This is a genomic window from Amycolatopsis circi (genome assembly GCF_003385235.1).
In the GTDB taxonomy this organism is placed as follows: Bacteria; Actinomycetota; Actinomycetes; order Mycobacteriales; family Pseudonocardiaceae; genus Amycolatopsis; species Amycolatopsis circi.
This window is the reverse complement of record NZ_PQIA01000026.1, coordinates 57873-79493: the sequence shown is the minus strand read 5'-3', so window position 1 is coordinate 79493 and position 21621 is coordinate 57873. Positions and strand designations below refer to the sequence as shown.

Below are 21621 nucleotides of genomic sequence, written 5' to 3'. Positions count from 1 at the left end.
CCCTTCTCAGACGTTCTGCGGGAAGCCGAGGTCGAGTCCGCCCTGTCCGGCTCCCGGCCAGCGGGTGGTGACGACCTTGGCGCGGGTGAAGAAGTGCACGCCCTCGCCGCCGTGTGCGTGGGTGTCGCCGAACAGCGAGTTCTTTCGGCCGCCGAAGGAGTGGTAGGCCACCGGGACCGGCACCGGGACGTTCACGCCGACCATGCCCGCCTCGACGTCGGCGGAGAACCGGCGGGCCGCGCCGCCGTCGTTGGTGAAGATCGCCGCGCCGTTGCCGTACGGACCGGCGTTGATCAGTTCGATCGCGTCGGCGAACGTCTCCACGCGCACCACCGAAAGCACCGGGCCGAAGATCTCGTCGGTGTAGATCGGCATGTCCGGGCGGACGTGGTCGAACACCGTGGGGCCGACGAAGAATCCGTTGCCGTCCGCGTCGAACTTGCCTTCCCGGCCGTCCAACACCAGTGTCGCGCCAGCTTCGGCACCGGCGGCGATGTAGCCGGACACGCGGTCCTTCGCCGCCTCGGTGACCAGCGGACCCATGTCGCAGCCGCGGGTGCCGTCGCCGGTCACCAGCGTCTTCGCGCGGTCGGCGATCCGCGGCACCAGCGCGTCGGCGACGTCGCCCACCGCGACCACGACCGACACCGCCATGCAGCGTTCGCCCGCGGAGCCGAAACCGGCGCTAACTGCCTGGTCGGCGACCAAATCGAGGTCGGCGTCAGGCAGCACCACCATGTGGTTCTTCGCGCCGCCGAGCGCCTGGACGCGCTTGCCGTTCGCGGTGCCGGTCTCGTAGACGTACTGCGCGATCGGTGTCGATCCGACGAACGACACCGCTTCGATGTCCGGGCTGTGCAGCAGCGCGTCGACCGCGGTTTTGTTGCCGTGCAACACGTTGAACACGCCTTCGGGCAGACCGGCTTCGCGCCACAGCTCGGCGAGCCAGTTCGCCGCGGTCGGCACCTTCTCCGACGGCTTCAGCACGACGGTGTTCCCGGCCGCGATCGCGATCGGGAAGAACCACATCGGGACCATGGCGGGGAAGTTGAACGGCGAGATGATCGCGACCGGGCCGAGCGGCTCGCGCAGCGACGTGACGTCGATGTCGGTCGACGCGTTGGCCGTCGCCGCGCCCTTGAGCAATTGCGGGATCCCGCAGGCGAACTCGACGACCTCCAGGCCGCGCGCGACTTCGCCGGCCGCGTCGGACAGCACCTTGCCGTGCTCGGCGGTGATGATCTCCGCGAGTTCGTGCGCGCGTGCGTCGAGCAGTTCGCGGAACCGGAACAGCACCCGGCTGCGTTTCGCCAGGGAAGTCTTGCGCCAGGCGGGGAAGGCGGCTTTCGCGGCGGCGATCGCGGCCTCGGCGTCCGCGGCCGAGCCGAGCGGCACGCGCTTGGTGACCTTCCCGGTCGCCGGGTTCGTGACGTCCCCGTAGCCGTCCGGCGTTCCTGCTGCCTCACCGCCGGCGATCCACTGGGACAGCGTCGGCACGGAATCGCTCATCGAGCCACCTTTCTTCCTGGTATTCGCCCTCTGTGGCCTCAAGTCCGTGAGGGGAACCCTGAGGGACTCTGATTCCCTCAGGGTTCCCCTCACGGACCTTCACAGCGCCTTCTGAGGGTCTCGCCCGGGCGGGTCGCGGGTAACCGACGAAACGTCGGTTTGCGCGGGGATCTGTTTACAGATCGTCGGGTTATGCTGCCGTGGTGGACCTGACCTTGCGAGACGTTCTCGAGCTGCCTGTGATGACCGCCGGGGCTCCCGTCGTGCGTTCGGCGGCGGACGCGGTCGACGTGCCGGTGCGCTCGGTGCACGTGAGCGAGCTGAGCGACGTCGCCGGGACGTTGACCAGCGACGTTCTGGTGCTCTCCATCGGGAGGGCGTTCACCGAGCCGGGCTTCGACGCGGTGGCGTATGTCCGGTCGCTGCGGGACGCGGGTGCGATCGGGCTGGTCGTGGAGCCGGGGCAGCATCTGAAATCGTTGCCCAGCGCTCTGGTGCAGGCCGCCCGCGCCGCGCGGTTTCCGCTGGTGGAGCTGCGCAGCACGGTCCGCTTCATCGAGGTGACCGAGATCGTGCACGCGCGGATCGTCAACGCGCATTACGAGCGGTTGCGGCTGGCCGAGCGCGCGCACGAGGCGTTCAGCACGGTCGGTTCGGCGTCGCAGGCCCCGGACGCGGTCCTCGCGCACGCGGCCGACTTGATCGGGCTGCCGGTCGTGCTGGAGGACCGGACGCATCGGGCGCTCGCGTTCGCCGGCGTCGGCTCGGCGGAATCTCTCCTGCGCGATTGGCCAGCCCGGTCCCGGCGAGTGCCGTTCTCCGCGGCGACCGAGGTGGGCGGTCCGGAGAGTTGGATGTGCACGCCGGTCGGACCGCCGCGCGAACGCTGGGGTCGGCTGGTGGTGCCCGCGCGGTCGGCGGAACAGCCCGCGGCGTGGATGGTGCTCGAACGCGCGGCCGAGGCGCTGACCGTCGGGAAGCTGCTGGAACGCTCGCCGCTGTCGGTGGAAGTCGAGGCGCAGGGCGATTTGCTGCGGGATCTGCTGCACGGCGCGGACGAGGGTTCGGTCCGCGCGCGGGCCCGGGCGTTGGGGCTGGCCTCGGCGGCGTACTACGCGGTGCTGGTGTGCCGTCCGGCTCGGGCTGGGCAGGAGCGAGCGCTGCTGGACGCGGTGCTGACCAGCGACGGAATCGGCGGCGTGCTGGCGGAAGGCCGGGTGGCGGCGGTGTTCCCGTGTTCCTCGATCACGGCGGAGAAAGCTTTGCTGGAGCGGGTGGTCGCCGGTGTTCCGGCCGGGTTGGCGGCGGCTTTCGGAGCGGCCGGGCCGGTGCGTCGGCTTGGCGAGTTACCGGCGGCGCTCCAAGAAGCGGTGCATGTCGCGGACGTCGAATCGCCTGGTGTGCCTGGGCTTCGGCGCGCTGGTGACTTGGGGGTGCGCGGGTTGTTGTGGTGGTTGCGGGAGCATCCGCGGTTGCACGAGTTCACTGAGGCTCAATTGCGGCCGTTGCTGACGTTGCCGGAACCGCGTGCCAGTCGGGCTTTTGCGACGTTGCGGGCGTTTGTGGAGGCGGGTTATTCGATGACGGAGTTCGCGAAGGCGTTGAATCTGAGCCGTCCGGCGGCGTATTCGCGGTTGGCGACGATCGAGCGGTTGCTTGGCGTGGAGCTGTCTGATCCGGACACTCGGCTTTCGTTGCACTTGGCCGTGTTGGCGCACGGCCATCGCAATTCAGCTTCCGGCTCCCCAGCGCAGTGACAGGCGGTCGGCGGCCCGCTCGGTGCTGATGTGCATCATGCTGCCGAGAATGGTCGCGCGGTCGATGACGACGATCGTGCCGTCCGGGGTGCTGGTGGTGCGTTCGCTGACCAAGACCGGCGTGTTGACGGGTTCGTTGAGGAGGTGGGCGAGCTTGTCGTCGAGCGCGTGCGGGCGGATGGTTTCAGCAGCCCGGTCCACCACGACGTCCAGTTCGGACAGTGCACTGTAGAGTGACATGGTGGCGAAGTCGATGTCCCGCAGGCGTTCCCCGTGCGGGGGAGCGATCCAGGACACCTGGTGGATCGCCCGGCGGCCGCCGAACTCGCGTACGCGCTCCAGTCGCAGGCCGGAATCAGTAGCCCGAGCCTGCAGGCGTGCGGCGACGCGAGCGGGCAGCCGCCGTACTGACTGGCTGACGACCTCGGTACGCACGACGTAACCCTGATCGCGCAGGTCCTCCGTGAAACTGCGCAAGGAGCCCAGCTGGTACGAGGCCGGTGTCGGCGCCACGAAGGTGCCGCGGCCGGGTTGTTGCACGATCAGGGCTTCGTCGCTGAGTTCGCGCAGCGCTTGCCGGAGTGTCATGAGCGTGACGCCGTAGGACGCGCTGAGTTCCCGCTGCGGCGGCAGGGCCTCGCCGGGCGCGTACTCCCCGGCGCGGATCTTCGCGGCGAGATCCGCGGCGATCGCTCGGTATCGGGCCATGCGCGTCCGTTCTGGTCCAGTTTGGCTTGACCAGCGGATTCTAGTCCAGCGCGGCTCGCAGGGTCGCGACGTACTCGCCGACCTGCACTGGACCAGCGCCGTCGAGCACCCGTCGCATGATCGCCGCGCCCACGATCACGCCGTCGGCCACCCGTGCGGCCTCGGTGGCGTGCGCTGGTTGGGAGATGCCGAAGCCGATCAGGATCGGCAGGTCGGTGACGTTCTTCAAGCGGGTGGCCAGGTCGATCGCGGAGGCGGGCAGGTGGTCGCGTTCACCGGTCGTGCTCATGGACGAGACGGCGTAGACGAAACCTCGGCTCCGGGCGGCGATCTCTTGTGCGCGGTCGGCTGGCGTCGCGGGGGAGACCAGTAGCGCCAGGTCGATTTCGTCCTCGATCTCGGGCACTTCCTCCAACGGAAGATCCGGCACGATCAGGCCCTCGACTCCGGCTTCTTTCAGGCCCGCGCAGAAACCCTTTCGGACGGCCAAGTTGGCGTAAGTGCTCACGATGATCGGAACGTCCACTGTGGTCTCTGAAAGTGCATTGAGGACGCTCTGCGGAGTCGTTCCGTTGGCGAGTGCGAGGTTCGACGCCTCCTGAATAGTCACGCCGTCCAATGTCGGGTCGGAGAACGGGATGCCGACCTCGATCGCGTCCGCACCGGCAGCAGCCAGCGCCGGTAGGTAGTCTGTCCACTTAGGAGTGATTCCGCCGGTGATGTATGGCATCAGGATCTTGCGGTCGGTTTTCATGCGCGGGACTCCTCGGAACGGGCGATCAGCGTGGCGATGTCCTTGTCGCCGCGGCCGGACAGAGTGAGCAGAACCGTCGAGCCCGCCGGAAGATCCGGCGTGCCAGCGGCTTCGGCCACCCAGGCGAGCGCGTGCGCGGATTCGAGGGCCGGGATGATTCCTTCGGTGCGAGCCAATTGCGAGGCCGCGGCGATCGCCGCTTCGTCGTTGACCGCGACGTATCGTGCCCGGCCTAGGTCGCGCAGGTGCGCGTGTTCGGGCCCGACACCGGGATAGTCCAGTCCGGCGGCGATCGAGTGGGCTTCGAGGATCTGCCCGTGCTCGTCCTGCAGGAACAGCGACCGCGAACCGTGCAGCACCCCGGCCTGGCCGAACGTCGCGCCCGATCCGCCGATCGCTTCCACCCCGACGAGCCGCGCGCTGGTGTCGGCGAACCCGGCGAAAGTGCCCGCCGCGTTGGATCCGCCGCCGACGCAGGCGACGACGAAATCCGGCACGGTTACGTGCTGTTCCCGGGCTTCCTCGCCGATCACGCGCTGGAATTCCCGCACCATCCACGGATACGGATGCGGCCCGACGACCGAGCCGAGGCAGTAGTGCGCCTCCTCGGTCGAGCTGACCCAGTGCCGCATCGCCTCGCTGGTCGCGTCCTTGAGCGTGCGGCTGCCGCTGCGGACCGGGATGACCTCCGCGCCGAGGTAGCGCATGCGGAACACGTTGTGCGACTGGCGTTCGACGTCCTGTTCGCCCATGAACACCGTGACCGGCAGGTCGAGCAGCGCGCCCGCGGTGGCCGTCGCGACGCCGTGCATCCCGGCCCCGGTTTCGGCGATCAGCCGCTGCTTGCCCATCCGCTTCGCGAGAAGCGCCTGGCCGACCGCGTTGTTGATCTTGTGCGATCCGGTGTGCGTGAGGTCTTCCCGCTTCAGCGCGACGGTCACGCCGAGTTCGGCGGACAGCCGCTCGGCGGGCGTCACCGGCGTGGGCCGGCCGACGTGCCGGGCGAGCATCGTCTGGAGTTGCTCGCGGAAGCCGGGGTCGACCCAGGCTTTTTCGAACGCGTCGGCGACCTCGAGGCAGGCGGGCACCAGGGATTCCGGCACCCAGCGCCCGCCGTACTCCCCGAAGCGTCCTTTCTGGGTCGGGGTGCGCATGAGCATCTCCTTAAAGTTCTAGAACTGTCTCCACTGTTATAGAACTCTTGGCGGCAGAGTGCAACCCCGTCAGCGTTGCCGCAAGACCTCCACGCCGTCGCCGTCCAGCTCGTCGAGGAACCGGGAACGGCCGGTCATCGCCATGATCAGCGCGAGCGTCGGGCCGGACACGAGGGGTCCCGAGCCGCCGGAAAAGTCACTGTCGGTTGCCTCGAGGCGGAGGCCTTGGACGCGTCCTTTGGCGAGCACGACAAGGTCGGAACCGAGGTAGTAGCGGGCCACGGCGGTGAGCGTTTCGATCGGAGGCTCGTACCGGATCCCGAGCGGACGGCGGATGTCCTCGCCGTGCACGACGATCTCGCCCAGCATCGCGACGACCGGCAACGGCGGTTTGGTCGTGCTGGCGACGACCCGGCGGAAGCGGGCTAGCGTGTCGGCCGGGTTGTCGCCGAGATGCTCGGCCAAGCGCATCGCGACCTGCCGATCGAAGTCGAACCGGCAACGGAGCACACCCGCCATCCAGCGCAACGGCGTGAGCGACGCTCCCGCGGTGAGGTGGGCCAGCACCTCCCGGACGGAGAGTCCCTGGCACAGCGAAGGCGTGCTCCATTGGGCGTCGGACAGGTTGGCGAGGTCGTCGGCTAGCGCGGCGCGTTCGGTGTGGATCTGCGGCCAGGTGGCGGTCATTCCAGTTCTCCTCGGTAGTCGTTGTCAGGTGAGACCGGCCGGATGCGGCAGAATCGTCGGTCGTGGGGGAACTTTCTTCCGAGGCCGCGTTCACCCGTGCGGTGGCCCCGTTGCGTGCGGAATTGCGTGCGCACTGTTACCGGATGCTCGGCTCGATCCACGATGCCGACGACGCCGTGCAAGAGGCGCTGCTCCGAGCGTGGCGCGGGCTGCCCGGGTTCGAGGGTCGCAGTGCGCTGCGCACCTGGCTGTACACGGTCGCCACGCGCACCTGCCTCGACCTCATCGAGCAGCGCGGCCGTCGCGCGCTGCCGATCGATCTGGGGCCGTCGAGCGAGCAGGCCGTGCTCGATTCGGCTCCGCGCACGGACGTGGCCTGGCTGGGGCCGTACCCCGATGTTCCGGCGGCCAGTTACGAACAACGCGAGGCCGTCGAGCTGGCTTTCGTCGCCGCGTGCCGCCACCTGCCAAGCAACCGGCGAGCGGCACTGCTGCTGTTCGACGTCCTCGGCTTCTCCGCCGCTGAGATCGCCACGATGATGGAAACGTCCGTGACCTCGGTGAACTCCGCCCTGGCCCGCGCCCGCCGGACCATCTCGGCGCACGTCCCCGCCCGCACTCAGCAGCAGACACTCCGCGCTCTCGACGACACCAGCCTCCGGCAATTGGTGAACGGCTTCGCGACCGCCCTTTCCGAAGGCGACGTCGACGGTCTGGTCAGCCTGCTGACCGACGACGTCACCTGGTCGATGCCGCCGCTGCCGCACTGGTACCGCGGCCGCACCTCCGTGGCCGATTTCGCCTTCCAGGTCCCGATGACGCGGTGCCCGAGCTGGCGGTTCCGGCTGACCAGCGCGAACGCCCAGCCCGCGGTGGCGTTCTACCTCGGCGGTTCGGCGACCGTCCCGCACGAGGCGTGGTCGATCACCGTCCTGACTTTGCGCGACGACCGGATCAGCGACCTCACGTCGTTCCTCGGCGCGGAGCACTTCCCGGCGTTCGGGTTGCCCGCCTCGGTCACGCCTTAGGCGCTGCCCGGACATGCGCACGCTGTCCCTGTCGTCCGATCAGGCACAGGTATTCGACCGGTTCCGCCGAAGCCGCGTCGAACCAGTGCGGCACCCGGGTGTCGAATTCCGCTGCCTCGCCGGGCGAAAGCGTCAGGTCGTGCTCGCCGAGCACCAGCCTTAGCTGTCCGTTGAGGACATAGGTCCACTCGTAGCCCTCGTGCGTCTTGGGATCGGGTTCCTGCTTTTTCCGTTGCCCGGGCAGGACGAATTTGTACGCCTGGATCCCGCCCGGACGGCGCGTCAACGGCAGGATCGTGACGCCGTCAGCGCAGCTGATCGGGCGGAGGTGGATGCGCGGATCGCCGGTCTGCGGGGCGTCGACCAGTTCGTCGAGGGTCACGCCGTGCGCGCGGGCCAGCGGCAGCAGTTGTTCCAGGGTGGGCCGCCGGTTGCCGGATTCCAGCCGGGACAGCGTGCTGGCCGCGATACCGGTTTGCGCGGCCAGGTCGGCCAGCGTGACCTCTCGCTTCCGCCGCAGTTCGCGCAGCCGGGGGCCGACAGCGTCCAGAGCACGATCGTCGTCCATCTTCCAAGTTTGACAGATTGGCAACAATGCTTGCCAGTCGTGCCGGAAGGTTTGCAAGGTGGAACGGGAACCAGGAAAGGAACTCGTTGTGCCGCATGCATTCGATCAGTCCTATTGGGACGAGCACTGGGCTGGCGCCGCCGGGCACGCGCAGCTCGAACCGCATCCGCGACTGGTCGGGGAGGCCGGAAAACTCCCGCCCGGACGCGCGCTCGACGCCGGCTGCGGGGAAGGCACCGAGGCGATCTGGCTCGCTGAGAACGGATGGCAGGTGACGGCGGTCGACCTGTCGGAGGAAGTGCTGCGGCACGCGCGCGAACGGTCGAGCGCGGTCGATTGGGTCTGCGCTGACCTGCTGAAATGGACGCCGCCGGGGCAGTTCGACCTCGTCGCCACGCACTACGTGCACGCCGCTGGTCCGCTGTTCGAGCGGCTCGCGGAGTGGGTCGCGCCGGGCGGGACGTTGCTGGTGGTCGGGCATCACCACGGGGAGATGCATCCGCCGGAGTCGACGATCACCGTCCACGACGTAGGGCTGGACCCCGAGCAATGGGTGATCACGCTCGCCGAGAACCGCACGCGGAAAGTTCCCGGCGGGGAATTGCACGACACGATTCTCTGCGCTTGCAAGGTTTCTTCGCCGAACGCGTAATCGGTGGCGGCCAGGTGCGGTTCGGTAGTGCACTGGAGCGGTGGCGGCATACGACGAGATCGCGGATTGGTACGAAGAGGACTTCCCGCAGTTGAGTGCCGGTCCCGAGGCGCTGCGCGGCCTTCTCCGCGAGGGCAGCGGCTTGTGCCTGGAGATCGGCTGTGGCACCGGCGTGCACGCTGACCTGGTGCGCGAGCTGGGCTGGACTCCGCTCGGCGTCGACCTGTCCGGCGGGATGCTGCGGCACGCCCGAACCCGGCTGCCGATCGCACAGGCCGACGCCGCGCGGCTGCCGATCCGGGACCGCAGCGTCGCCGCGGTGGTCGCGGTGCTGGTGCACACCGACATGCCCGCGTATTTCGCCGTGCTGCACGAGGTGGCCAGGGTGCTGCGGCCGGACGGAGTGTTCGTGCACGTCGGCGTCCATCCGTGCTTCTGCGGTGGGTTCGCCGACCGCGGCGATCCGGCCGCGGTGGTCCTCCGCCCTGGCTATCTCGACGGGCATTGGACCAAAGACTCGTGGACTGATCGGGGGATTCGCGACAAGGTCGGCGCCGCGCACTGGCCGCTGCCCGAGTTGATGAACGGGTTCATCGACGCTGGTCTGACTCTCGACCGGTTCGCCGAAACCGGGGATCCGCTGCCGATCGTGCTGGCAGTTCGAGCCCGCGTCAATTCCGGGGCAGCAGCCGCAGAATCGCGATCGCACCGGCGGTGAGCGCCAGAATGCCGCCGACGGCCAAGGAGAGCGCGCGCGATGGCGACCCGGCGTAGTAGACCGCGCCGATCACCGCGACCCCCAGCGCCCCGCCGATCTGCAGTCCGGTCGCGAGCACGCCGGAGGCCATCCCGGCGTCCGACGCCGCGCACCGGGCCGAGGATTCGCGCGCGGCGGGACTGGTGCGGGCGCTGCGTGAGGCCAGCCCGGAGTTCAGCGAATGGTGGGCCGCGCACGACGTCGCGCCGTTCACCGGCAACCGGCGGGTCGTCGACCATCCGCGGGCGGGCGTCCTTGCCTTCGATTACGTGAAGCTGTCCACTATGGACGACACCGGCCGGAAGCTGGTCGCCTGCTTGCCTGCCGATCCTGATACCGCGGCGAAGCTCCCGTCGCTCGCGGCCTGAAATTCGGATGCGCGTCGCCGGGAAGATCTTTACCCTGACGATCGTGATACAGCACCAGCTCTACCTCTGAGGGATCTCCGCCTCCACCGGTACCGCGCGCGTTCGCGGCACCGGCCCTCGTCCTTGCTGTTCATCACTTTCTTCGGAGGCATTTCCCTCATGACATCTCCGCTTTCGCTTGTGCGCACGGCGCACGTCCGGCTGTCCGACGTCCACGTCACCTTCGGCGGCCGTCCGGTGCTCGCCGGGGTCGATCTGGTCGCGGCGGCCGGTGACCGGGTCGCCATTGTCGGCGAGAACGGCCGTGGCAAAACCACCCTGTTGCGCGTGCTGGCCGGGACTCAGCCGGTCGACCACGGCGAGGTCCGCCGCGCGGGTGCGATCGGGGTCGCCGATCAGCAGATTCCCCTGGGAGACCAGGAAACCGTCGGCGACCTGATCGATCTCGAACTGGCCGCCGTACGGAGTGCGCTGGCTTGCTTGGAAGCTGCGACGACCGCGCTCGCCGAAGGGCAACCCGGCGCGGAGGACGCTTTCGCTGCCGCGCTCTCGGATGCCGAAGCCCTCGACGCGTGGGATGCCGATCGGCGGGTCGAGGTATCGCTGGCCGCGCTGAATGCAGTCGACGATCGCAGCCGTCCGCTCGGGACGTTGTCGGTCGGGCAGCGGCATCGGGTCCGGCTGGCGTGTCTGCTCGGCGCGGGACATTCCGTGCTGTTGCTGGACGAACCGACCAACCACCTCGACGCATCCGGCCTCGCGCATCTCACCGCGCAGTTGCGCGCGTACCCGGGAGTGGTGGTGCTGGTGAGCCACGACCGGGCGTTGCTCGCCGACGTCGCCACGTCCGTGCTGGACCTCGACCCGTCGAGCGACGGCCGCCCGCGCGGCTACGGCGGCGGTTATTCGGCGTACGTCGAGGCCCGGCAGGCTGAACGGGCTCGGTGGGAGGCACTGCACGCCGAGCAACTCGCCGAACGGCAACGCCTCGCGGACGACCTTTCCGCCGCACAGAACCGATTGCGCGACAACTGGCGTCCGGAAAAGGGGCACGGCAAGCACGCCCGCGCGACCCGTGCGCCCGGCTTGGTCCGTGCCGTCCATCGACGGCAGGAGGAGTTGACCGCGCACGTGGTGGCTGTTCCGCCGCCACCGGCGCGGTTCGGCATGCCGGAATTGCCGCAGCACCAAGGAACAGTGGCGCTGCGGGCCGCCGGGGTGACCGTCGCGGGACGGCTGGACCATCCGGTCGACCTGACCCTCGGCGGCGCGGACCGGCTCGTCGTCACCGGCCCGAACGGGGCGGGGAAGTCGACGTTGCTGGCGGTTCTGGCTGGGGCACTGGAGCCGACGTCGGGCACGGTCACGCACGCGAGGTCGGCACAAATCGGCTGGCTGGGCCAGGAATCCGACCTCCCGCGAAGGCGCACCGCCGCCGAACTGCTCGAGCAACGGTTCCCGGGCACGGCCGACCTGGGCTTGCTCAGCGGCTACGACCGGAACCGCCCGATCGCCGAGCTGTCGACCGGAGCCCGGCGGCGGCTGGATCTGGCGCTGGTGCTGGCGGCTCGTCCGCAGGTCCTCCTGCTGGACGAGCCGACGAACCACCTGTCCGCGACGCTGGTCGACGAGTTGACCGCTGCTTTGCAAGAGACCCCGGCCGCGGTGGTGGTGGCCACGCATGACCGGCAGTTGTTGCGTGACACGGCTGCCTGGCCGCGGTTGGCGCTTTAGGCCGTTCCGATGTGGCGTCGGGTGCGCTCGACGCCACATCGGGCGGCAACAACCGCGAAACATCCGCGGGGCAATCTGAGCCCATGCCTCTGCTGATCAACCGAGCCGACTTCGCGGACCCACAACTCCAGACCTTCCTGCAGGCGCACCTGGACGATCTCGCCCCCACCGCCCCAGCTGAGAGCCGCCATGCCCTCGACCTGGCCGCACTCCAGCGTCCCGGCGTCCGGCTCTGGACCGTCCAGGACGACAACCACATCGTCGGCACCGCCGCCCTGGCGGCACTGGAACCACGGCACGAGGAACTGAAAAGCATGCGCACCGACCCCGCCCGACGGGGCCAAGGGATCGCTCGCACGCTGCTGGAGCACCTGCTCCAGGACGCCAAAGACCGAGGCATCGAACGCATCTCCCTGGAGACCGGCAGCATGGCGTTCTTCGCCCCGGCTCGCGCCTTGTACCTGCGAGCGGGCTTCACGCCGTGCGCACCGTTCGGCAAGTACCGGGACGACCCGAACAGCACGTACCTGACTCGCCAGATCTGAAGCTGTCACAGATTTTCCGCGACCGGTGTCCATCCACTGAAAGACCCCGAAGCGGAGGAGGACAGCATGACGACGACAGTGCTCGGCGCGGGATACGCCGGGGTCATGGCCTCGAACCGGCTGGCCGGACGCGGCGAGGAGGTGGTGCTGGTCACGCCGAACCCGTACTTCGTAGAGCGAATCCGGCTCCACCGCGTGGCAACCGGCCTCCGGGAAAACGCCCGGCTCGACCTCGGCACCGTGCTGAACTCCGCCGTCGAGGTCATCCAAGACACCGCGACCAAGATCGGCGACGACAAGCTCCAGCTAGCCTCCGGCGAAAACCTGCCCTACGACACCCTCCTCTACGCAGTCGGATCCGGGGCCAGCGCCCAGAACGGCACTTACCGAATCGTCTCCGAGCACGAAACCGAACGGCTCCGCACCGCCCTCGCCGACGCACCGGACGCTCCGGTCACCGTCGTCGGCGCGGGCCTGACCGGGGTCGAACTCGCCGGAGCGCTCCGCGAGGCCGGACGCGCGGTGAAGCTGATCTCCACCGCTCCGGACCGTCGTGCGATCCAGGCGCACCTGCGGTTTCTCGCCAAACAAGGGGTAGAGATCGAGGTCGGCCGCGTAGACCCGGCCGAGATCGAGGGGCTCGTCGTGGACACCACCGGGTTCACCGTGCCAAGCCTTGCCGCCGATTCGGGTTTGCCGGTCGACGAATTCGGCCGGTTGCTGGTGGACGAGCAGTTGACCGTTAAGGGGCACCCGAACATCCTCGGCGCGGGCGACGCTGTGCATCTCGAAGCGCCCGCCTACCTCCGCGCCGCGTGCGCGACGGCGTTGCCGATGGGCGCGCACGCCGCCGACGTCATCACCGCGCGCCGCGAAGGGCAGGCCGGGGAAGCGTTTCGGATGGGCTACGTGCTCCAGTGCACGGATCTCGGCAGCGGACGCGGACGCGTCCAGTTCCTGCACCCGGACGACACCGAGCGCGCGATCGCGATCGACGGCCGGGCTGGCGGGCTCGTCAAGGAGACGATCTGCCGGATGACCGTGCGGTGGCTGACGCAGGAGCGGGATCGCGCGGGCCGCTATTCGTGGCCGGCGGGCGCCTAGACTTGGCCAGCATGGATCACGGCGACGTCTTCACCGCGCATCGGTCGACGATGCTCGCCGCCGCCTTCCACATCACCGGATCGCGCCACGACGCGGAGGACGTCGTGCAGGACGCGTGGGAAACCTGGTCTCGCGTGGACCTCGACACGGTCCGCACCCCGCATGCGTTTCTGTCGGTGATGGTGTCGCGGCTGGCCCTCAACGCGGTCCGGGCGCAGCGGCGTCGGCGCGAGAACTATCCGGGTCCCTGGCTGCCGGATCCGGTGGTGGAGGGGGATTCGCCGGAGTGGGAGATGCTGCATCGCGACGGTCTGGGCCAAGCGCTTGACTTCGTGCTGAGCACGTTGACGCCCGAGCAGGCGGCGGCGTATGTCCTGCGCAAGGTGCTCGACGTCGACTACCCCTCCGTCGCCGCGGTGCTGGAGACCACGCCCGCGGCGGCGCGGCAGCTCGTCTCGCGTGCGCAACGGGCGGTGACCTCGGCGATCGGCGATTCCTTGCCGGATCAGGGAAATCGCGACGCCGAGGCACTGGCGAAGCTCGCCGACGCAGTGCTGTCCGGCGAGATCGACAAGGTCGCCGCGCTGATCGCGCCGGACGCGGTCCTGTACTCCGACGGCGGCGGCAAGGTCCTGGCCGCGCGCAAGCCGCTGTTCGGCCCGGACCGGATCGCGCAGTTCCTCATCGGAATCTCCACCATGGAGGAGGTGACGATCGTGCCCGCGATCATCAACGGCAGCGCGGGCGCGGTTTTCCTGCAGGACGGCAAGGCGACGACCACCGTCACCGTGCGAGCGAACAACAAGGGCGTGTCGACGCTGTGCTTCGTGCGCAACCCCGACAAGCTGACCGGCATCACTCTCGCCTAGCCGCGATCCCGTCGTACATCATCCGCCGCACGGCCTCGCTCAGCCGGCGTTGTTCGTCAGGATCCGGGTTGCGCAGCGAGGCGATCGCCGACGCCAGGATCATCCCGTTGATCGCCCGCGCGCTGTTGTCGACGTCGAGGTCCGCGCGCAGGTAGCCGAGTTCCACGCCGTGCGACAGATACGCCGCGGTCAGCTCCGTGGCCAGTTCGAAGAAGTCCAGCACCCGCGCCGCCATCGCTTTGTCGATACCGGCCGCTTCGAACAGCAGCAGTCGCGGCACGCGCGGGTCCTCGCCGAAGATCTGCGCCAGCGCGTCGCCGATCCGGGCGGTCTGCTCGCGGTAGGCGTCCAAAGTAGACACCGCGTCCGGCGCGTTCTCCGCGGTGAGCGCCGTGACAATGCGCGCGACCAGGTCGTCGATGACGTGGTCGACGATGTCGCGCTTGTTCTGGAAGTAGCGGTAGAACGTGCCGTGCCCGATGCCGAGCTTCGTGGCGATGTCGGAGATGCCGGTGGCGTGGTAGCCAAGGTCGGCGAAGCAGTCGAACGCCGCGTCGATGATCTCGCGGCGCAGTTCCTGCTTCTTGCGCTCGGCTCGGGTGGTGCGGGCGCTCTCCTGGGCTGTCACGCACTGCAGTGTATTGCCAAGTCCCGCGAAGTGACATACCGTTCCGTTACTGACAAGTAATTCCGGACGAGAGGTCGGACATGGACGCGCAGTACGACGCAGTCATCGTCGGCGCGGGCTTCGGCGGCATGGGGGCGGCCATCCAGCTCCGCCGCCTCGGCTACCGAGACCTGCTGATTCTCGATCGCGAGGACGACCTCGGCGGGACCTGGCACGTCAACCGGTACCCGGGCCTGGCCGTCGACATCCCGTCGTCCACCTACTCGTACTCGTTCGAACCCAATCCGTACTGGTCACGGCTGTTCGCGCCGGGCGCGGAGCTGAAGAAGTACGCCGAGCACGTCGCGGACAAGTACGGCCTGCGCGCCTCGATGCGGTTCGGCACGGTGGTGACCGGCGCGACCTGGGACGGCTCCAGCTGGCGGGTCAGCATCGAAGGCGGCGAGACGGTCACCGCGAAGTACCTGCTCACCGCCACCGGATTCCTGTCGCAGCCGAAGATGCCGGACATCGAGGGCATCGAGAAGTTCGCGGGCAAGGTCATCCACACCACCGCGTGGGACGACAGCTACGACCTCGCCGGCAAACGCGCCGCGGTGATCGGCACCGGCGCGACGGCCGTCCAGCTCATCCCGGAGATCGCCAAGGTCGCCGCGGAACTGACCGTCTACCAGCGCACGCCGATCTGGGTCAGCCCGAAGCCGGACTACGCCGTGCCGAAGCCGCTGCAGCAGGCGTTCGCGAAGCTGCCGCTGGTGCAGCGCGCGGTGCGGCTGGCGGGCAGTTCGGTGCTGGAGCTGATGATGATCTCCGGCGTCGTGCAGTACCGCCAGTTCCGCGGGGCCAACCGGATCGCCGAACGCTGGTGCCGCGCACACCTTTATCGCCAGGTCCGCGACCCGCAGCTGCGCCGCAAGCTCACCCCGGACTACTCCTTCGGCTGCAAGCGGCCGACGTTCTCCAACGGCTACTTCCCGGCCTTCACCCGCCCGCACGTGCACCTCGAAACCACCGGCATCGAGCGGATCGACGAGACCGGGATCGTCACGGCGGACGGCAACCGCACCGAGATCGACACGCTCGTGCTGGCCACCGGCTTCAACCTGTGGGACGTGAACTTCCCGGCGATCGAGATCATCGGGAAGGACGGCAAGAACCTCGGGAAATGGTGGCGGGACAACCGGTTCCAGGCCTACGAGGGCGTGACCGTGCCCGGGTTCCCGAACCTGGTTTCGCTCAACAGCCCGTATTCCTACAGCGGCCTGTCGTACTTCACGACCATCGAGTGCCAGATGAAGCACATCGACCGGCTGTTCAAGGGGATGCGCTCCCGCGGCTCGGACGTGTTCGAGGTGACCCAGCGGGCGAACGACGAGTTCCTCGACCGGATGAAACACAAGGTCGGGCACTCGGTGTTCGCGCTCGGCCAGTGCGCGACGGCCAACAGCTACTACTTCAACCAGCACGGCGAGGCGACCCTGCTGCGCCCGACGTCGACGATCAGCGCCCACCGGGAAGCGGCGCGGTTCCCGTTGGAGGATTACAGCTTCGCGTGAGCCGCGGGTGATGTGCACCGGTCAGGGGAACCTCCAGCCCCGGATCGGCGTCGAGGTCGGTGTGAAGACTGAGCAAGACGTCCTGGCCCGCCTCCGCACCCAGGCCGAACCCGTCCTCGGCAAGGGCGCGGCGGCGCGGATTCGCGCGTTCGAGAACGGCGACCTGTACGTCGAGGCGCGCACCGCTTCCACGCTCTGGGCGTGGCTGGTCGACTTCCTCCTGGTCACCGGCCTGTCGGTCGGCGCGGCGGTGGCGTACTACGTCAAGTCCTACAGCGTCGACGCCGCGGTCGGCGCGAGCGTGCTCGGGGTGGCGGGGCTGTTCGTGCTGCCGCTGCTGTACGGCTGGTTCTACGGCAACGGACGCGGCCTCGGCGCGCTGTTCAACGGGATCCGCCTGGTCCGGCTCCGCGACGGCGGCCGGATCGGGCTCGGCAAGGCGGGCTGGGCGATGCTGATCCGCACGCTCGGCTTCGTGATCATTGCGCTCGGTGTCCTGAACGGCGACGTGACCGTGACGAACGGGGTTCGCACGAGCATCGACGTCCGCGAGACCGACCGGCTCCGCGCGGCCGGTTTCGTCCGGAAGCCATGAGCGGGTACCAGGTCCGCGCGGTCGCGGACACTCCCGAACAACGGCTGCGCGACTACACCGCCCGGCTGCAGGCGATCGTCACCACGCGCCGGGTCTACCGGGTGATGACGGCCAGTCTCGCCGGGCTCTTCGGCATCAGCGGGCTCTTAGTCGGAGTGCTGGCCCACTCCGCCGCGGGCGGTTTCAGCTTGGCGGGCGGTGGCGTCTTCTTCGCGGTGCTGTGGCTCGGCGGAACGCTGATCTGGCGCAGCAGGCCCGCGACTGAACGGGCGTTGAACCCGGGTTCGCATCCGCCTGCCGGTCGTACGCCGGGCAACGTGCGCGGGGCTTTCTTTGCCGCGGCGGGAATGGGTCTTCTGGCCACTGTCGTATGTGGACTGTCCTTTATGTCCAATACTCCGCCGGACGCTGTGCTGAAGCTGGCGATCATCGGGCTCGGTGCCTTCGGGGTCTTCGCCGTTTTGTTCGTCCCGCCGGGATTTGTCTACACCCAGTCCGACCAGTACTTCGCGAAATGGCTCAACCGCAACCGTGCGGCCTACGAGGCAGCGGCGAGGCGGCTTTAAGGCGTACGACGACGTAGCGTTGCCGCGCCGAGCCCCAGCGCCAGGACTGCGCAGCCGAGCACGACCAAGATGTTGCGGGTCAACGTCATCGTCCAGTCCGAGCTGTGCGTCACCTGGGTGAGCGCTTCGACGGCGTAGGACAGCGGCATGACGTCCGACAGCCAGTGCAGCACCCAGCCCATCTGCTCGCGCGGCTGAAAAAGCCCGCACAGCAACGCTTGCGGCAGCACGAACAGCGGCATGAACTGCACGGCCTGGAACTCGCTCGTCGCGAACGCGCTCACAAACAGGCCCAGCGCCATGCCCAGCAACGCGTCGAGCGCGGTGATCAGCAGCAGCGACCACACCGAACCGGCCACCGTCAGCCCGAGCCACCACAGGCTGACCGCCGTCGCGACCGCCACCTGCAGCACCGCGACGAGCCCGAAGGCCAGCGCGTACCCGGCGAGCAGGTCGAATTTCCCGAGCGGCATCGTCATCAGCCGTTCCAGGGTGCCCGCGGTGCGCTCGCGCAGCGTGGTGATCGACGCGATCAGGAACATGATCACGAACGGGAACACGCCGAGCAGCGCTGGCGCGATCCGGCTGAACACCTCGGCCGAGTTGAACACGAAGCGCAGCAACAACATCAGCAGCGTCGGCACGAGGACGAGCATCACGACGGTGCGCGGATCGTGCCGCAGCTGAGCCAGAATCCGGCGGGTGGTGGCGAGAGTGATCGAGACAGTCATCGCTGAGCCTTCACCAGGTGCAGGAACGCGCGTTCGAGGTCTTGTTCGCCGGTGGCCGCGCGGAGGGCGTCCGGCGAATCGTCGGCGAGCAGTACGCCGTCGCGCATGAGCAGCAATCGGGTGCAGCGCGCCGCTTCGTCCATGACATGGCTGGACACGAGAAGCGTGGTGCCCTCCGCGGCGAGCCGGTGGAAAAGGTTCCACAAATGCTCGCGCAGCAACGGATCCAGCCCGACGGTCGGCTCGTCGAGCACGAGCAGTTCGGGTTTGCCGAGCAGCGCGACGGCGAGGCTGGCCCGGCTGCGCTGGCCGCCGGAAAGACGGCCGACCAGCGCGTCGGCGTGCGAGCCGAGGCCGACCTGTTCGATCGCGTCGGCCACCGAACGCGCCGGCGCGCCCAGCACGGAGGCGAAGTAACGCAGGGATTCGGTGACCGTGAGGTCGGCGTAGACCGCTGGTGCCTGAGTGGCATACCCGATCCGCTTGCGCAGCCGACGACTCCCGGCGGGTTCGCCCAGCACAGTGACCGCGCCGCCGTGCGTCACCTGCACGCCGACGACAGCGCGCATCAGCGTGGTCTTCCCGCAGCCGCTCGGTCCGAGCAGCCCGGTGACCGAACCGGCCCCGACGCGGAAGCTCACGTCGCGCAGCACCTCCCGGCCACCTCGGACGACCCGCAGACCGTCGATGACCACCGCGGAATTAGTCATGCGTTTAATTCTGCGCGCGCGGAATTTCCCTGTCAAGAACCGGCGCGGGAGCGGCCGAGGGGATTGCTCCGGCGCGGTGAAGGTCCGTGAGGGGAACCCTGACGGACTCTGAGTCCCTCAGGGTTCCCCTCACGGACATTTGGCCGGGAGGGCGAAGCCGGGGGCGGCAGCTGTGTTCCGGAGGGTGCGGGTCAGGCCTGGTCGACGTACTGCTGCACCGCGGGAGCGATCAACGCGATGACGTCCTCGTGCGTGGCCCCAGCGAGGGGGTCGACCTGGACGACGTAGCGGACCATCGCCAGGCCGACGAGCTGGGCGGCGATGCCGGTGACCCGCAGGGGCGGGATGTCGAGGGCGTCGGCGATCTTGTCCAGCAGCGCGCCCTGGATGAAGCCGCGCAGCATGTCCGCGGCCTGTTCGGTGGTGGAGACCGAGCGCAGCACCCCGAAGAACGCGTCGCGCGAAGCCGGGGTTTCCCAGAGCGTCAAGAACAGCCGCACGAGGCGTTCGCCGACCTCGGAGCGCGGGCCGTCGAGGATCGCGGCGACCACGACGCCGGGGTCGGCCGGAAGGTGCAGCGCGGTCGCGAAAACCTGGTCCTTGCTGCCGAAGAAATGGTGCACGAGCGCGGGATTCACCCCCGCCTCGGCGGCGATCGCGCGGATCGTCGCGCCCTCGTACCCGTTCCGGCCGAACAGGTCCCGCGCGGCGGCCAGAATGGCCTCCCGCGTTTCGGTCTGCCCGGGGCGGCGTCCCGTCCGTGCCATGGATGTCCTTCCGTCCCGTCCAGTATCGCGGGACCATGGGCAGTTCCGCTGGCAGTACAGCTGGCTGTACCTGGTCTTTACCCCGCGCGGGATCGCCGGTCGTCCCGCCGGGGCCATAGATTCGAGACTTCGGGAGGACCGGCGGCAGGGGGAGTGGGATGAACGGGGCGGCGGTGCACGACGAAGCGGTCCGAGTGCTGATTCAAGCCGCGGATCCGCTTACCGACACGGGGATCCGGAGCTGGCTGCAGGCGAGACCCGAGTTTTCCGTGGTTTCCGAAGAAGTGGACGTCATTATCGTCGCGGCCGAGCTGTTGTCGGTGGAGGTAGCGTCGACGTTGCGCGGGCTGAAGGCCACTGTGGACGCTCCGGTGGTCCTGCTCGTCGACGAGGAGGCCTCGGGCGCGGCGGTGCTGACGGCGGTGGAGTGCAACGTGGTCGCCCTGCTGAACCGCGAGCGCATGTCGAGCGAGCAACTGGCCGCCGCGGTGCTGACCGCTTCGCGCGGCGGCGGAATCCTGCCCCCGGCGGCGCTGGGCACGCTGCTCAGCCATTTCCGCCGTCCGATGGATCCGCGCCCGACGCACAGTTCCGGTCTGACGCAACGGGAAATCGACGTGCTGCGCCTGCTCGCCGACGGCCTCGACACCGCGGAAACCGCGGAGAAAATCAACTTCTCCGTGCGTGCGGTGAAGAAGGTCATCCACGACATGTCGCAGCGGCTGGACTTGCGGAACCGGACGCACGCGGTGGCGTACGCGCTACGGAACGGCGCGATCTGAGGCCTGGAGCGGCTTGACGCTGTTCGGCGAGCGCCGTCGTCGCGTGCTGGCCTGTCTGCTGGTGTCGCCGAGGTCGTTCCGCTGCCGAAGCTGATCGCGGCGAATCGGAGCGGCTGACGCGGCCCAGCGCGCCATCGCCGTGTTCCGCCGCCGAAGTTGACCGAGGCAACGTGGGACGGCGTTCAGATGATGCCGGTCCGCAGCGCGTACGCGACCGCGTGCGAGCGGTTTCGCAGATCGAACCGCACCAGCAGCGTGCTGATGATGTTCTTGATCGTCCGCTCCGAATACGACATCCGGTCGGCGATTTCGACCGTGCCGAAGCCGTCCGCGAGCAGCCCGAGGATTTCCACCTCGCGGCTCTGCAGCCGGTGCCGGTCAAGGAAACCCCGGGGATACCGGGCCTCGCCCTCGCTCGCGCGGAACTCATTCGTCAGCCGGGTCGCGCGGACCTCCTCAGGTTCGGCCGCTGGCACCCGGGCAGCCAGCGCTTCCAGGATCTTGTCGCGCGTCGCGGAACCGCGGTACAGCACCGCGGACAGGCCGAATCCGCCGAGCCTGCTCAGTTCGGCCTTCTCGATCCGGTCCGCGACCAGCACCGCGCGCACATCCGGCACGAGAGCGGTCCGGCGGATCCGGGCCAGGTCGAGCAGGGTTTTCTCGCGGACCTCCGGCACGATCACGAGCAGGACGTCCGCGCGCGGCACCTCGCCTGGGCCCATCACGGCGTAGCGGGGCGAGGCGCGCAGGTAGGCGGCGGCACCCTCGCCGCTGATCGGGTCATTGGCGATGACCGCCACTCGTTCGGGCAATGCGCTCATGTCAGCTCACAGACCAGTCGTTCCCGGCGGCAGCGCCGCGTGCTCCGCCCGCCTCCGCCTCGGCCGAGGATCCGCAGTTCGGCGCGAGGGCGATCCCCCGCGCTGCCGAGCCGCGGCAGCGCCTGCGACACCTCGGCAGGCCGGAGTTGATTAGGAACTCAATCGAACGTTAGTACTTGTAACCGTAGTTGCACCATAGCACTAGACGGGAGTCCAGTGTTGATAATTGCCCGCACGACCGGATGGCGTTCACGCGGTTCGGTTCCGAGGG

At 68.8% G+C, this 21621-nt stretch carries 25 protein-coding genes; 13 read left to right on the top strand and 12 right to left on the bottom strand.

The window, feature by feature from the left end; all coding sequences use genetic code 11:
* Positions 1–6: 6 nt before the first annotated feature.
* Complete coding sequence (locus D0D37_RS14545; protein ID WP_116201052.1) at positions 7–1509, bottom strand: CoA-acylating methylmalonate-semialdehyde dehydrogenase; 1503 nt, start codon at positions 1507–1509, stop codon at positions 7–9.
* 203 nt (positions 1510–1712) lie between these two features.
* On the opposite strand from D0D37_RS14545, the gene D0D37_RS14540 reads away from it, so the two are divergent.
* Entirely contained in the window at positions 1713–3266 is a 1554-nt protein-coding gene (locus D0D37_RS14540; RefSeq protein ID WP_116201065.1) for a PucR family transcriptional regulator, read from the top strand.
* Here the strand turns inward: D0D37_RS14540 and D0D37_RS14535 are convergent.
* From D0D37_RS14535 to D0D37_RS14520, 4 genes are all read right to left on the bottom strand, one after another.
* Entirely contained in the window at positions 3240–3974 is a 735-nt protein-coding gene (locus tag D0D37_RS14535) for a GntR family transcriptional regulator (RefSeq protein ID WP_116201051.1), read from the bottom strand. The two genes, D0D37_RS14540 and D0D37_RS14535, sit on opposite strands and share 27 nt — an antisense overlap.
* A 40-nt stretch (positions 3975–4014) precedes the next feature.
* Entirely contained in the window at positions 4015–4728 is a 714-nt protein-coding gene (trpA, locus tag D0D37_RS14530; protein WP_116201050.1) for a tryptophan synthase subunit alpha, read from the bottom strand.
* Positions 4725–5882: a tryptophan synthase subunit beta gene (gene trpB / locus D0D37_RS14525; RefSeq protein WP_341867982.1), complete on the bottom strand. Its 1158-nt coding sequence runs from the start codon at positions 5880–5882 to the stop codon at positions 4725–4727. Before trpB ends, trpA begins: the two co-directional genes overlap by 4 nt.
* A 69-nt stretch (positions 5883–5951) precedes the next feature.
* Entirely contained in the window at positions 5952–6569 is a 618-nt protein-coding gene (locus D0D37_RS14520) for a maleylpyruvate isomerase family mycothiol-dependent enzyme (protein WP_116201048.1), read from the bottom strand.
* A 62-nt stretch (positions 6570–6631) separates the two neighbouring features.
* Here D0D37_RS14520 and D0D37_RS14515 point away from each other — a divergent pair, with 62 nt between their 5' ends.
* On the top strand, positions 6632–7597 hold the full coding sequence (locus D0D37_RS14515; RefSeq protein ID WP_116201047.1) for a sigma-70 family RNA polymerase sigma factor: 966 nt from the start codon (positions 6632–6634) through the stop codon (positions 7595–7597).
* Here the strand turns inward: D0D37_RS14515 and D0D37_RS14510 are convergent.
* Entirely contained in the window at positions 7587–8165 is a 579-nt protein-coding gene (locus D0D37_RS14510) for a helix-turn-helix domain-containing protein (protein WP_116201046.1), read from the bottom strand. The genes D0D37_RS14515 and D0D37_RS14510 overlap by 11 nt on opposite strands.
* An 88-nt stretch (positions 8166–8253) precedes the next feature.
* Between D0D37_RS14510 and D0D37_RS14505 the strand changes: the two genes are divergently transcribed.
* Both D0D37_RS14505 and D0D37_RS14500 read left to right on the top strand, forming a co-directional pair.
* On the top strand, positions 8254–8817 hold the full coding sequence (locus tag D0D37_RS14505; protein WP_116201045.1) for a class I SAM-dependent methyltransferase: 564 nt from the start codon (positions 8254–8256) through the stop codon (positions 8815–8817).
* A gap of 40 nt (positions 8818–8857) precedes the next feature.
* Entirely contained in the window at positions 8858–9535 is a 678-nt protein-coding gene (locus D0D37_RS14500; protein ID WP_116201044.1) for a class I SAM-dependent methyltransferase, read from the top strand.
* Here the strand turns inward: D0D37_RS14500 and D0D37_RS46610 are convergent.
* Positions 9489–9665 (bottom strand): hypothetical protein, encoded by a 177-nt coding sequence (locus tag D0D37_RS46610; RefSeq protein WP_162834243.1) that lies wholly within the window; start codon positions 9663–9665, stop codon positions 9489–9491. The genes D0D37_RS14500 and D0D37_RS46610 overlap by 47 nt on opposite strands.
* On the opposite strand from D0D37_RS46610, the gene D0D37_RS14495 reads away from it, so the two are divergent.
* From D0D37_RS14495 to D0D37_RS14475, 5 genes are all read left to right on the top strand, one after another.
* The gene (locus tag D0D37_RS14495) at positions 9604–9942 is read left to right on the top strand and encodes an MmyB family transcriptional regulator (RefSeq protein WP_162834245.1); all 339 of its coding nucleotides are present in this window, start codon (positions 9604–9606) and stop codon (positions 9940–9942) included. The two genes, D0D37_RS46610 and D0D37_RS14495, sit on opposite strands and share 62 nt — an antisense overlap.
* 159 nt (positions 9943–10101) lie before the next feature.
* Positions 10102–11676 (top strand): ABC-F family ATP-binding cassette domain-containing protein, encoded by a 1575-nt coding sequence (locus tag D0D37_RS14490; RefSeq protein WP_116201064.1) that lies wholly within the window; start codon positions 10102–10104, stop codon positions 11674–11676.
* Between the two features lie 83 nt (positions 11677–11759).
* The gene (locus tag D0D37_RS14485) at positions 11760–12221 is read left to right on the top strand and encodes a GNAT family N-acetyltransferase (protein WP_116201042.1); all 462 of its coding nucleotides are present in this window, start codon (positions 11760–11762) and stop codon (positions 12219–12221) included.
* Positions 12222–12287: 66 nt separating this feature from the next.
* Positions 12288–13325, top strand: a complete 1038-nt coding sequence (locus D0D37_RS14480) for an NAD(P)/FAD-dependent oxidoreductase (RefSeq protein ID WP_116201041.1) — start codon at positions 12288–12290, stop codon at positions 13323–13325.
* Between the two features lie 11 nt (positions 13326–13336).
* A complete protein-coding gene (locus tag D0D37_RS14475) occupies positions 13337–14194 on the top strand; it encodes a sigma factor (protein ID WP_162834242.1) in 858 nt (285 codons plus the stop codon).
* On the opposite strand, the gene D0D37_RS14470 is transcribed toward D0D37_RS14475, so the two are convergent.
* Positions 14181–14822 carry a TetR/AcrR family transcriptional regulator gene (locus D0D37_RS14470; protein ID WP_116201039.1) on the bottom strand — a complete coding sequence of 214 codons (642 nt, stop codon included), beginning with the start codon at positions 14820–14822 and terminating at the stop codon, positions 14181–14183. The two genes, D0D37_RS14475 and D0D37_RS14470, sit on opposite strands and share 14 nt — an antisense overlap.
* 80 nt (positions 14823–14902) lie before the next feature.
* Between D0D37_RS14470 and D0D37_RS14465 the strand changes: the two genes are divergently transcribed.
* The 3 genes from D0D37_RS14465 to D0D37_RS14455 all read left to right on the top strand — a co-directional run bounded on the left by D0D37_RS14465 (position 14903) and on the right by D0D37_RS14455 (position 17539).
* A complete protein-coding gene (locus D0D37_RS14465; protein WP_116201038.1) occupies positions 14903–16378 on the top strand; it encodes a flavin-containing monooxygenase in 1476 nt (491 codons plus the stop codon).
* A 61-nt stretch (positions 16379–16439) separates the two neighbouring features.
* Positions 16440–16973 carry an RDD family protein gene (locus D0D37_RS14460; protein WP_244223512.1) on the top strand — a complete coding sequence of 178 codons (534 nt, stop codon included), beginning with the start codon at positions 16440–16442 and terminating at the stop codon, positions 16971–16973.
* Positions 16970–17539, top strand: coding sequence for a hypothetical protein (locus D0D37_RS14455; protein WP_116201036.1), 570 nt, complete (start codon positions 16970–16972; stop codon positions 17537–17539). Before D0D37_RS14460 ends, D0D37_RS14455 begins: the two co-directional genes overlap by 4 nt.
* On the opposite strand, the gene D0D37_RS14450 is transcribed toward D0D37_RS14455, so the two are convergent.
* The 3 genes from D0D37_RS14450 to D0D37_RS14440 form a co-directional block, all read right to left on the bottom strand.
* A complete protein-coding gene (locus D0D37_RS14450) occupies positions 17536–18270 on the bottom strand; it encodes an ABC transporter permease (protein ID WP_116201035.1) in 735 nt (244 codons plus the stop codon). The genes D0D37_RS14455 and D0D37_RS14450 overlap by 4 nt on opposite strands.
* Positions 18267–18980: an ABC transporter ATP-binding protein gene (locus D0D37_RS14445; RefSeq protein WP_116201034.1), complete on the bottom strand. Its 714-nt coding sequence runs from the start codon at positions 18978–18980 to the stop codon at positions 18267–18269. Before D0D37_RS14445 ends, D0D37_RS14450 begins: the two co-directional genes overlap by 4 nt.
* Positions 18981–19171: 191 nt before the next feature.
* Positions 19172–19747 (bottom strand): TetR/AcrR family transcriptional regulator, encoded by a 576-nt coding sequence (locus tag D0D37_RS14440; RefSeq protein ID WP_116201033.1) that lies wholly within the window; start codon positions 19745–19747, stop codon positions 19172–19174.
* Between the two features lie 158 nt (positions 19748–19905).
* Between D0D37_RS14440 and D0D37_RS14435 the strand changes: the two genes are divergently transcribed.
* The gene (locus D0D37_RS14435; RefSeq protein WP_244223511.1) at positions 19906–20529 is read left to right on the top strand and encodes a response regulator transcription factor; all 624 of its coding nucleotides are present in this window, start codon (positions 19906–19908) and stop codon (positions 20527–20529) included.
* Positions 20530–20711: 182 nt separating this feature from the next.
* Here the strand turns inward: D0D37_RS14435 and D0D37_RS14430 are convergent, their stop codons facing one another.
* Positions 20712–21350 (bottom strand): helix-turn-helix transcriptional regulator, encoded by a 639-nt coding sequence (locus tag D0D37_RS14430; protein WP_116201032.1) that lies wholly within the window; start codon positions 21348–21350, stop codon positions 20712–20714.
* Positions 21351–21621: the final 271 nt, after the last annotated feature.